The following is a 9,756-nucleotide window of genomic DNA, read 5'->3' as shown; positions in this document are numbered from 1 at the left end:
TATCACGGCGTGTCAGCGCGGTACTGGAACGAGGCCGGCACGGTGTATGTACTGCCGTCAGCAATGCCTGGGCCTGGCCCGACCGGAGTCAGCACGATGGCGACCAGGCCGGCGCGCTGGATGCGCAGGTTCACCGGGAACAGAGCGGCTAGCTCGTCAACAATGCCGCTGGCCTCTGTCCGGTACTTACCGGATGGTGCAACGACGTTTACCTGGAACACGCCGACGTACAGGTGGTGGTCACCGCCCAGCGTGTTGCTGGCTGTCACCGCCGGCAGAGTGAAGGCCCGCAGGTATGTCTCGCCGGACGCCGGGGTATAGGTCTCGTTCTCAACCACCACCTTCAGTGGCTTTGATCGAGCCTTTGCCCAGGCCAGCAGCCGCGACTCGAAAGCCTCAGCAATGATGTTGTGGCTCATACCTGGTTATTCCTGGTGGCTTCTTCGACGATCTGCTGGAAGCGAGCCAGCGTTATTTGCACCATGCCGGCGGGTGCCTGGTCGGAATGCCCATACTCAAGCGGAACGCCGTACACCAGATTGTTCACGATGTACGCCACCTGCCCTGCCTCCAACTTGCTTACCTCGGCCACCAGAGTCGCAATGGTTTCGTGCCCTGCCTTGTCGAAGGTGTCGATGCTCTGGTTCGAAGGCGCACCCACAGTGAACTGCCAGTTGCCTTTGAATCGCCCAGTGTCCACCGGTGACAGCCGGATAACCGAAGTGCCGATCTCGATCACCACCTCGCGGAACACATCGTCGATAGCCTCCTTGGTCTGCTCAGCGAATGCCGCCAGGCTCTCAGCAAAGCTCCCTTGCTGTCCGCCGTAGCGGCTGGTCATGTGGTTGGCCATTACTTGCGCACCTGAAGTTCGAAGCCAACCGCCAGGCCGGCGTAGTTCCAAGGCCCGACGGCAATCACGGTGTAGGTGGTGCCGTCGAACTGGATACGGTCATTGCTCAACGGGGTCGGCATATCTGCCCCAGTAAGCTGCACCGGTGATACCAGCAGCTTGACGTCGCCTCGCACGATCAGCGTGCCATCGATGTACTTGTTGTCGTATTCCTCGCGGAAGCCGGAGCCGTTCACGACCAGTTCGCCGGGCGCCGGCGGCGCATCCGGGTCGTATTCGCCCAGGGTCTCGCGGCGCAGGACCAATTCCAGTCCCTTCCCGCCTTTGCTGCGCGGCGCAAGCATCCGGGTGGACAGGGCCTTGGCGCGGTCATAGATATCTGGCATCACTTGCGCCTTATTTTGTAGATGGCCGTACATCGGCAGTTGGCGCGCTCACTCCACCCCGCCCCCAGGCTGGTATCGCCCGGATATCGAAGCAGCGCACCGGTGGGACTCTGAAATGGCTGATCCTTCTGCACCTCTTGGCCGCCCATAACCGAATGCGTGTGGCGGACCTTCTTGTCGCCTCGGTCGCGCCAGGTCTTGGTAACCGAATCTCGATCCAGGCCCTGAGCGATCAACTGCTCATACACTTGGTCACGGCCGGCGCCGAACGACTCAAGCGCCTCTGCCTTGGCCAGCATCTCGGCATAGGTCTTCATGAGGCGATCGGCATAGCGTCCAGCGATCTTGTCCACGTCAGCCTGGGCGACTGGCGTGCCGGCCTTGATTGCTCTGTTCACGATCCCGTCGAAACGGCGATCTCTGCGCGTGCGCTGCAAATACTTGCGCATCTCATCTGGGTTGCCGCCAAGCAGCTGCGAGCGGGCATTCAGCACAAACTGCGCATAGTTGCCGGGAAGACCGATAACGCCACCAGAGCGCGCCCCGGTCTGTGCGCTCTTGCGGCCGATCAGGTCCAGCGCTGCTTGGCGAGGGGTGCTCACCATCGGCGTAGCGCTGACTTCGACCTGTAAAGCAGCAGGCTGTGCACTTGGCCAGCCTACAATGCGGCGGCGACTGCCCATCACTTCGCGAATAGCTGCTCGCACGTCAATAGCTGAGTTCGCTCGGATCTCTTCAGCCTTGGCAGAAACCCACTTTTCTGCGACTGGCGCGCGGGCATCGAACTCGAAGCGCCCGATGTCGCGAGGAATCACGATCGCCTTCACTTCGAACTTGGCGCCGGCGATAAATACCGACCTGGCCAACTCAAGGAACACGGACAGTGCGCCCAGGCTGAGCAGCGCAACCAAGCCATCCTCATCCTCTTCAGCGATCAGGCGCTCAACTTCTGCAACCGTTGCCGAGCCGACCACCGTCTTGACCTGCTTCAGATAGGCCTGCTGCATCGCAGGCTCCATTCCCTCGATGGCCTGGATGATCTGCGCCGGGGTCATACCGTAAAAACCGCAGGCAGCGTGTAGCGAGCCACCAGCACCGGGGCAATCATCTCGTCGATGATGCTGATCACTGGACGGACAGATCCGGCAGCGTCTGCACCCACCGATACGGCGAACTCAGTTTCCAGCGGGCCGACCTTCTCGCGCTTCACCATGGAGGCGGACACGAAGTCAGGGCTGAGGCTTCCAGGCTCGACGATCTCACGCCATGCCGCTTCGTACGTTGCCTGCTCAACCTCGACGGGCACCTGGTCAGTGGGAATCGGGTTTCCCTCATAGTCATAGGCACCGGTCCGCGGCCATTCCCTGGCTTGCCCTCTACCCTCGGTCTTCACGCCGGGGAACAATGACTGCCACGCGCCAGAGGCCAGCAGCTTCCGGTAGCGGCCGTCGATGTAGACCGATGCCCGGATCAGCGCGGCCTGCTTCGCCAATTCATCGCCGGCCCAGGCGGTAGTCGCGCGCGCAGCGTGATAGGCGTCGGCAGCTGCGACGGTTCCGTAAAAGTCTGGCATCGGGATATCTCGAATAGGTGGAGCGCCTTGCGCTCCGGGTTTTGCAGGGTGTTACGCCTTGGCGGCAGCGAGTGCGGCCAGCAGGGCTTCCAGGTTCGCTTCCTTGTCGAACTCGACATTCAGCGCGGTCAGCTCGTCGATGACCTTCTGCTTTTCAGCAGCGGCCAGGGCTTCGTCCAGCTTCTTCTGCAGGGTTTCGGTCCTGCTGTTGCCGGCGGCATCGATGCCCAGAACTTTCAGCTTGGCGAAGAGCTCGGTGCGCTCGTCGCCATCACCGGCAGGCGCTTTGCCTTCCACGCTCAGAAAAGCAAGGCGAGACGCGCCCTTATGGCCTTCTGGCGTCAGATCGACTTCCTTGGTTTCGCCAGGCAGGACATAGACGACACCGTCAGTGGTATGCACGCCCTGCAGCGCCTTCGAGTTATTGGTCACTTTCATGTCGACCTCCTATCAGGATACTGGCGGGGTGATTTCGTCGAGGTACGCTACGGCGCCCGGCAGACGAATCTCGGTACCGCCGGTGCGGGCGATGATCCCGGTTTCGAAGCCCATGATGGACTTCTGGCGCGGGGCCAGGACGCGGCGCGGCATTGGCAGGTGGAAGCGAACCACTTCCGGATCCTTGCGGTACGCAACCAGGCGACCACCACCATCCTGCGAAGCGTTACGGGCTTCGCGCAGTGGCGCGATGTCCAGCGGCAGCCCGGTTTCGGCGGTGTAGATGTTGTTGCGGCGCATGTATTCCAGCACCGTCATGAAGCCATCGCCAGCGCCCATGCGCTTGGTTGCCACGGCGCGGAATGCGTCAGGCGGCATGCGCAGGGTATCTGCCCACTCGACTTCGCCGGAGTTGGTGCGAATGCCACCCAACAGGCCGTTAACGTCGGCCATGATCAGGTCTACGTCCTTTGCGGACCAATAGGTCGAACCAGCAGTGCCGGACGCAGCGGCGTCAACACGCGAAACGTTGCTGTCGTTCAACAGGCCGGTCCAGCGCTTTTCAACACTGCCGGTGAAGGCAATGCTGTTAAGCAGGCGCTCAACCTTATCGGCGGCCGAATCAGCCTTGGTGCCGCTCAGGTTGATGCCGTACAGCTGAGCCTGGTTCACTTCTTCCAGGTTCCATTCCCAGCCGGAGCCGATCATGGCGAAGTCGTGCGATGCCTGGTCGTGCGTTGCCGAGTTGAACGGCATGTCAGTGCCCGAGCCCGACAAGAACTTGGCCTCACCAGCGGTATCGACGGTGAAGAACGTGGTGCCGATGGCCCATGGAGCGCCTTCAGTAACCACTGGAATGCTCGCGGCGTAGTTAAACGTCGGGTAGCGGCGGGTGTAGATGCGCGTTTCGATGTTCCGGCCCTGGGCCAGAACGAACGGGAACGCCGACTGAGCGTCTTCGAAAGCTTGAGGCATGTTAAGCGCTCCGATGTTTGAGGGAGATTTCGACGATGTCGCCGTTCGCACCAGTGGTGTCGAAGAAGGCGCCAGGGATCAACACCGCGCCTTCAGCGGCGGTCGTGACGTAGCGATTGGTCGCGGCGACGTAGTACACGTCATCACCAGGCACTACAGCTGCGCCGGCGGTTACATACATCTGGCCATCGGTCATGAATGCGCCGGTGAAGTCTCGCGGGTATCCGTCGATCAGAGTGGAACCGGTCGCCACAGGCGGTACGGCTGCGCTCAGCACAGCCAGGCCCAGGAACAGGGTGCCAGTGGCTGCGATCTTGTGATCGTTGCCAGCACCAGCCACACGGAAGCCAGGCGCGCCGAAGACAATGCCCTCTGCGTTCGAGACGGTGCGACTGATCTTGTTGCACTTTTCTTCGTTGGCGACCAGGCCGGGCACGCCCTTGGCTGGAGCGTTGGTGTACGTGGTTTGGTAAGTAGCCATGGTGTGCTCCTTATGCTTTCGGCAGGTGGGCGGTTTGCATGTCCGAAATCATCTTCAGTCGTGCTTTTTCCGAATCATCACCACCGGCAGCGCTGTCCTGGTGGATCATGTGCTGACGGAATGGGTCATTGGCCGGGTTCTTGGCAGCGTCTTCCACCAGGATCTCGAAGCGGGCATCGATGTAGGCGTCAGCCTTGCCCGTTACGGCCGCATCACCCAGCTTGGCGATGACCACGGCCTTGCGGATCTCGGCGTCGGTCTTGCCGGTGTAGTCGGCGTCGGCGATGGTTTTGGCCTTGGTGAGCAGGTCGGCACGGGCAGTGACGCGCTTGTCGATGTCGGCATCGCTCAGCAGCTTGGCTTTCAGGCCGTCGATCTCGGCGTCTTTCTTGGCCAGTTCGCCGTCCTTCAGCGCGATTGCAGTAGCATGCGCGTCAGTCAGGGTCTTGGTGGCAGTGGCAGCATCGGCAAGCTTGGTATTCAGCTTCTCGATGGCCTGGGCGCCTTGCTCGGTGACATCAATGGAGATGCCATCGACAAGGAGTTTTCGCAGTGCATCAGCCATGTCATGGCCTCCTGTTGGGGTATTTGGTTTGCTATCACCGATACGAAACTCTTCGCCAGCCCGCGCGCTGTGCACCAGGCTGAGGTGATTCATTTTCATTGGGCCAAGACTGACGTGATAAGGATCGCCCTCTGGCGTTACGCCATCTTGGAAGATGATCTCAGCGCCATAGCCCATGGAAAGTTGTCGTTTTCCTGCTTCGAAGTCCGAGATGGCGGTGGCATCCATGAGGACCAGGGGCACCTTCACCCGCTGACCATCACGGATAACCTCGCCGCCCGTGTTACCGACAGCCACGTCCTTCCAGTTCTGGGAGTTGACACCGTCGCCGCCCGGGTGGTCGTTGGTCATGGGCCGATAGGCATAGGAGTTCATCGCGTCCTTGTGGAACACCGAGCTCTCTGGCCGGTACACCTTGACGATGGGAACATCCCGCAGGCCGTGCTCGTTGTTCGGGTCAATCTCGGAGCCGAGGTAATCCTGAATACCGGTGCGTGCGACGAAGGCCTCTGCCACCAGATAGCCGTCCTCGGTGCGCCGAACGCCCGAGACAGTTACAGAGTCGTGAAGGATCATTTGTTACCTCGGCTGGGTGCCGTTGAGTTCGCGCCGGGACGGGCGGCTCATGATTTGCCGCTGAAGGATGTGTAGGTGGTGTCTGAAGTCGCTGCTGTCGTCGGCGTGCTCGACGGGAAGAGCCGTGAACAGGTTCCAAGCGGCAATAAGCGCATCGAGGACTTTCCTTTCGTCGTCGCTCATCATGTATGGGCTCGGTCAGAAACTCGTTGGCTTGGCGACGGCGCGGGTAAGGGCCATGAGTCCCGTCTGCAGATCGGTTGTACCGATATCCAGCCAACGCTGGTTCAGATGGGACAGAGAACTGAGCTTGTCGACCAGCTTGCCCAGCTCTACGCCGTGCGCCTTGATCTCGTTCATGAGCGCAGCGTCTTCCTCGCTGAGCTGGCGATAACCCGTGATTTTTGGCTGAGTAAAGGTTTCCATGTCATACCTCCTGAATAGTGGATTTCCACTCGTTGTTGACCTCTTCGAATATCTCCGGGCCAAACTCGATGGCGCCCCGGTATGGCTCGACCTTGCTCAGGTCAACGCTGCCGGGCTCATAGGTGAAGGTGATATGTGGCTGGTACTCCGGCCAATCCCATGAGGCGCCAGCCTCAACGATGGAGACGTGCCGCCAAGCCAGTTCGGAGCTGTTGAAAAGCAGCACCACCGCGCCCTCGCCGAACTTGTCGATCAGCCGTGCGCCACCTGGTGCAATCTTGAGCTGGCCCTTGCCATCGCCCGACCACGACTCGCCGACCTTCATCCAATCCACCGGGTTACGGCTGTAGGCGACGGTGACGTGCAAATCAGCAGCCGGGACGGTTGATTCGAAGCCCTGCGACTTGGCCCACGCAATGATCTCGGCGCCGTTGATGACCTTGCGGGACACATACAGCGAGCGAGGCGCGGCGTCAGTGATCGATTTCTTCGCCGGCTGATCCGCGGCGGTACCCGGGAGGTCAGAGTCGTCATCATCGTCATCGGGCAGTTCGGCGCCGAACTTCTCGATCGCCGCTTCCAGCCCTGGCATAACGCTCAGCTCGACCAGGAGGTTCACCGCAGCGGTCGAGAGCGCATCCTCAGGGAACAGTCCGGAGTCTTTCAGCGCCTTGATGGTGTCCGCTGTGGTCTTGCCGATATCGGCCCGCTCTTTCGCCGTGGCCTGCCAGAGTGGCGCCCAGGTGTAGTGCACCTCTTTCGGGCGACTGCCGAGAGCGGAGCGGATCAAACCCTCATCCAGCACGCTCATGGCTGGCTTGATCTCCAGCTTCTGGCGTGACGCGACGTTGTCGTAGTAGTTGCGAGTGTTCTCTTCGCCATTGGCGCCGAGCCCCGTCGAGGACTGTCCGAACATGCGGGTGCCGGGGATATCGAACGCGCCGGCGACGCCCTGCTCGGTCTTGGCGATCACTTCAGGCAGGTTGCCGAAGCTCGCCGATTTGGAGCTGTGCGTCTCCTGTCCGTCGAGGATCAGCGTTCCGTTGATACCCTTTGCCGTGGCGGCAAGACGCAAGCGCTCCAGCAGCAGGCGCTCGTAGTTCTTGTCCTGCATGCTCGACATCAGGTTGGGGATGTTGATGACGTCGATCTTGGCCTCGTAGACGAGGCTCACCACGTTGGCGACCGTCTCGTCGTAGTGACGTACAGCCGGCATGGCTGCCAGCAGCACCGAGTCACCCCAGCCGAAGCCGCAACCGACAGCAAGCTCAGGGTCAGGGTGTGGCGTGCCAATGAAGATCACCAGTCGCGACGGGTGGATCTCAACCTGGCTGCCCGGCAACCGGTAAGCCTTGGGCTTGCCAAAGCGCGGGCTCTGCGGGTCTTGTTCAATCTCGGTCGCGCTGAGTTGCCGGCGGGTCATGACAGTGAGGTACTTCACGCCTCCCTGCTTGACGCGCTCAGGGTTCAACTCGGATGCCGTATCACGCTCACCGGTGCCGATGAATACAGCAGCACCACCAAACAGACGGGCCTTCAATAGGGCCTCAAGCACCTTGCCCTTGACGTTCAGGCGGTCTTCTTCGGCCTCGATCAGTTCGATCTGGCCCTTGTCGGCCTGCCAGCTGCGCCAGTTACGGCACGCGTCCACCGCGGGGATGGTCACGCCCTTCTGCGCCGTCCACGAACCACGGAAGGCGTTCAGCAGCTGCTGGTCGTCCATCTCCGGGATGGCATAGTGCGAGTGAGATGCCTTGTCGCGTGCAGTACCCAGTCCTGCGACCAGGTTCTGCAGGCTGTCTTTCAGGTAGCTGAATGCGCTCATGAGTTGCTCACGTTTGCGAGTGTGTAGCTGCCCGCAATCGGGAAGCGCTGGACAATGAAGTAACCGAGTGCGTCGACCGGGTCTTCAGTGCCGTCCTTGTTGGGTTCGCCGTTTTCGGTGTATGCCTGCTGCTCCAGCACCTGGGTGGTTACTGGACAGTTGTCGGTGTTCACCAGGTAGCGGCGCTTATGGTCGATATTCAGGAACATGGCGTTCACGGCCAGTACCCGGTCCCTAACCGCTGGGTTCGACGGGTTCACCATCACCATGAAGCCGGCAGCACGAAGCAGACTGTGATCTGACTCGCTGCCGTTCACGCTCTTGCGGTTCTTGCCGCTGGCGTCCGGATAGACCGTGATGCTGTGCCCAGGGAAGCGGCGCTTCAGCTCGACGATCATCGCCGGCGTGTCGAAAAGGTGCGTGGCTTCCTCGAGTAGCAGCGGGAGACCGTCACGAATGACATGCACCGTCGCGGCCATCCGGCTGATGTTGAAGTCCATGCCGACGTGCAACTGCTCGCCCGGGCGAATTGTTGCATCGGTGTGGTTCTGCTTGCGGCAGAAGTTTGGGTAGACGCTGCCAGAGGTCAGGTTGACGAACAGGCCGTCGATATAAGCATCCACCAGGTTCGCCGGGTAGGACTCGCGCAGCGACTTGATGTAGTCCTTCGGAAGGTTCTTGGCGTTCTGGCGCGTAGAGGCGTGCACGATGCCGTACAGCGGGCGCTGGCTCGGGTTTGATGCCAGCTCCTTGACGAACTTGCGATACACCCAGTTGAAGCCCTCCGGCGTCGTGGTGACGTCGATGGTGTTCATGTCGCGGCCAGGCCACACCGTGGACATCCGCGCAATGATCTTCTTCCAGGCACTGTCGGCCTTCTTGATTGGCATACAGTCGATCTCATCGACCAGTGCATGGGCAATGTTGAAGCCGACAATGCGGTGCGGGTGCTCCATGCTCTTGCAGACGATCGTCGATAGGCAGCGGCCGCGGTTGTCACGCAGGTACACGCGCTTCTTGCTCGGCACGATGTCAGCGAACAGGCCGAAAGCCTCAGCAACCACCGGCATAGTGTCGTAGAAGATGTCGGCGATCTGCGGGTAGGTCGGCGCGAAGTAACCCTGGGGTATGCCTGGAAACTCCAGCGCGTTTACGCACATGCGCACGCAACCTACAAATGTCTTGCCACTCCGGTACCCACCAACGAACGCCATGAACTTCTTGTGGCTTTTGATGAACTCGAACTGTGGCTTATTCAGCATCAGGACAGCTTGCATCTTCCACCCCGATGATTACTTGCTTGGGCTCGGGCAGGCCCTTATTCGGGTCTTCCAGTTCGCGGCGCAGTTTCTCGTTGGTAAGGCGGCGCGTTTCCAGGTCTTCCTTTGTCCGCTCCAGGCTCTCGACACGAGCAGTAAGCCGGTCGATCAGGCTGGAGTAGTCGCGAACCTTGCTCGTAGTCGTGATCGAGGTGAGTGAGGTCTCCTTGCCGCTGACAAGGATCGGCTCTTCCTTCTCCGACTCCACCTCAAGGGTGTTGCCGAATTCGCTCTCCCTGGCCAGCGCACGCATTAATCGCACTCGAGTCAGCCGCAACTCATCATCCACGCGCCCCAGCTCTATGCTGGCAAGCATGTCGTTCTCTTCGTCAGTCAGGA

The 9,756-nt window shown here is 60.7% G+C and carries 14 protein-coding genes; all 14 read right to left on the bottom strand.

Annotation, left to right across the window (positions count from 1 at the left end; all coding sequences use genetic code 11):
* Positions 1-2 precede the first annotated feature (2 nt).
* From BOP96_RS12675 to BOP96_RS12610, 14 genes are read right to left on the bottom strand one after another with little or no spacing between them, the layout of a single operon-like run.
* The gene (locus BOP96_RS12675; RefSeq protein ID WP_073452916.1) at positions 3-419 is read right to left on the bottom strand and encodes a phage tail terminator-like protein; all 417 of its coding nucleotides are present in this window, start codon (positions 417-419) and stop codon (positions 3-5) included.
* Complete coding sequence (locus BOP96_RS12670) at positions 416-853, bottom strand: HK97 gp10 family phage protein (protein ID WP_373420026.1); 438 nt, start codon at positions 851-853, stop codon at positions 416-418. Before BOP96_RS12670 ends, BOP96_RS12675 begins: the two co-directional genes overlap by 4 nt.
* On the bottom strand, positions 853-1,239 hold the full coding sequence (locus BOP96_RS12665; protein WP_073452914.1) for a hypothetical protein: 387 nt from the start codon (positions 1,237-1,239) through the stop codon (positions 853-855). Before BOP96_RS12665 ends, BOP96_RS12670 begins: the two co-directional genes overlap by 1 nt.
* Complete coding sequence (locus tag BOP96_RS12660) at positions 1,239-2,294, bottom strand: hypothetical protein (protein ID WP_073452912.1); 1,056 nt, start codon at positions 2,292-2,294, stop codon at positions 1,239-1,241. Before BOP96_RS12660 ends, BOP96_RS12665 begins: the two co-directional genes overlap by 1 nt.
* Positions 2,291-2,812 (bottom strand): DnaT-like ssDNA-binding protein, encoded by a 522-nt coding sequence (locus BOP96_RS12655; RefSeq protein ID WP_073452910.1) that lies wholly within the window; start codon positions 2,810-2,812, stop codon positions 2,291-2,293. Before BOP96_RS12655 ends, BOP96_RS12660 begins: the two co-directional genes overlap by 4 nt.
* A gap of 51 nt (positions 2,813-2,863) precedes the next feature.
* A complete protein-coding gene (locus tag BOP96_RS12650; RefSeq protein ID WP_073452908.1) occupies positions 2,864-3,250 on the bottom strand; it encodes a hypothetical protein in 387 nt (128 codons plus the stop codon).
* Between the two features lie 12 nt (positions 3,251-3,262).
* Positions 3,263-4,225 (bottom strand): DUF2184 domain-containing protein, encoded by a 963-nt coding sequence (locus BOP96_RS12645; RefSeq protein ID WP_073452906.1) that lies wholly within the window; start codon positions 4,223-4,225, stop codon positions 3,263-3,265.
* Between the two features lies 1 nt (position 4,226).
* Positions 4,227-4,706 (bottom strand): structural cement protein Gp24, encoded by a 480-nt coding sequence (locus BOP96_RS12640; RefSeq protein ID WP_073452904.1) that lies wholly within the window; start codon positions 4,704-4,706, stop codon positions 4,227-4,229.
* A 10-nt stretch (positions 4,707-4,716) separates the two neighbouring features.
* The gene (locus BOP96_RS12635; RefSeq protein ID WP_073452901.1) at positions 4,717-5,847 is read right to left on the bottom strand and encodes a DUF2213 domain-containing protein; all 1,131 of its coding nucleotides are present in this window, start codon (positions 5,845-5,847) and stop codon (positions 4,717-4,719) included.
* A gap of 3 nt (positions 5,848-5,850) precedes the next feature.
* On the bottom strand, positions 5,851-6,033 hold the full coding sequence (locus BOP96_RS12630; RefSeq protein ID WP_073452899.1) for a hypothetical protein: 183 nt from the start codon (positions 6,031-6,033) through the stop codon (positions 5,851-5,853).
* 12 nt (positions 6,034-6,045) lie between these two features.
* Positions 6,046-6,273 carry an Acb2/Tad1 domain-containing protein gene (locus BOP96_RS12625; protein WP_073452897.1) on the bottom strand — a complete coding sequence of 76 codons (228 nt, stop codon included), beginning with the start codon at positions 6,271-6,273 and terminating at the stop codon, positions 6,046-6,048.
* A gap of 1 nt (position 6,274) precedes the next feature.
* Positions 6,275-8,098 carry an anti-CBASS protein Acb1 family protein gene (locus BOP96_RS12620; protein WP_073452894.1) on the bottom strand — a complete coding sequence of 608 codons (1,824 nt, stop codon included), beginning with the start codon at positions 8,096-8,098 and terminating at the stop codon, positions 6,275-6,277.
* Positions 8,095-9,360: a terminase large subunit domain-containing protein gene (locus BOP96_RS12615; RefSeq protein ID WP_138726220.1), complete on the bottom strand. Its 1,266-nt coding sequence runs from the start codon at positions 9,358-9,360 to the stop codon at positions 8,095-8,097. The genes BOP96_RS12620 and BOP96_RS12615 overlap by 4 nt, the downstream gene beginning before the upstream one ends.
* Complete coding sequence (locus tag BOP96_RS12610) at positions 9,350-9,733, bottom strand: hypothetical protein (protein ID WP_230961994.1); 384 nt, start codon at positions 9,731-9,733, stop codon at positions 9,350-9,352. Before BOP96_RS12610 ends, BOP96_RS12615 begins: the two co-directional genes overlap by 11 nt.
* Positions 9,734-9,756 lie beyond the last annotated feature (23 nt).

Source organism: Pseudomonas sp. FSL W5-0203 (assembly GCF_001896155.1).
GTDB classification, from domain to species: domain Bacteria; phylum Pseudomonadota; class Gammaproteobacteria; order Pseudomonadales; family Pseudomonadaceae; genus Aquipseudomonas; species Aquipseudomonas paracarnis.
Note: the sequence above shows the minus strand (reverse complement) of the source record. Positions and strands in the feature narration are given on the sequence as shown.

Coding starts and splice junctions, on each gene's coding strand:
- BOP96_RS12630 (WP_073452899.1), bottom strand. CDS start 6,033: ATGATGAGCGACGACGAAAGGAAAGTCCTCGATGCGCTTATTGCCGCT.
- BOP96_RS12625 (WP_073452897.1), bottom strand. CDS start 6,273: ATGGAAACCTTTACTCAGCCAAAAATCACGGGTTATCGCCAGCTCAGC.
- BOP96_RS12655 (WP_073452910.1), bottom strand. CDS start 2,812: ATGCCAGACTTTTACGGAACCGTCGCAGCTGCCGACGCCTATCACGCT.
- BOP96_RS12650 (WP_073452908.1), bottom strand. CDS start 3,250: ATGAAAGTGACCAATAACTCGAAGGCGCTGCAGGGCGTGCATACCACT.
- BOP96_RS12610 (WP_230961994.1), bottom strand. CDS start 9,733: ATGCTTGCCAGCATAGAGCTGGGGCGCGTGGATGATGAGTTGCGGCTG.
- BOP96_RS12670 (WP_373420026.1), bottom strand. CDS start 853: ATGGCCAACCACATGACCAGCCGCTACGGCGGACAGCAAGGGAGCTTT.
- BOP96_RS12635 (WP_073452901.1), bottom strand. CDS start 5,847: ATGATCCTTCACGACTCTGTAACTGTCTCGGGCGTTCGGCGCACCGAG.
- BOP96_RS12615 (WP_138726220.1), bottom strand. CDS start 9,360: ATGCTGAATAAGCCACAGTTCGAGTTCATCAAAAGCCACAAGAAGTTC.
- BOP96_RS12665 (WP_073452914.1), bottom strand. CDS start 1,239: ATGCCAGATATCTATGACCGCGCCAAGGCCCTGTCCACCCGGATGCTT.
- BOP96_RS12645 (WP_073452906.1), bottom strand. CDS start 4,225: ATGCCTCAAGCTTTCGAAGACGCTCAGTCGGCGTTCCCGTTCGTTCTG.
- BOP96_RS12675 (WP_073452916.1), bottom strand. CDS start 419: ATGAGCCACAACATCATTGCTGAGGCTTTCGAGTCGCGGCTGCTGGCC.
- BOP96_RS12640 (WP_073452904.1), bottom strand. CDS start 4,706: ATGGCTACTTACCAAACCACGTACACCAACGCTCCAGCCAAGGGCGTG.
- BOP96_RS12620 (WP_073452894.1), bottom strand. CDS start 8,098: ATGAGCGCATTCAGCTACCTGAAAGACAGCCTGCAGAACCTGGTCGCA.
- BOP96_RS12660 (WP_073452912.1), bottom strand. CDS start 2,294: ATGACCCCGGCGCAGATCATCCAGGCCATCGAGGGAATGGAGCCTGCG.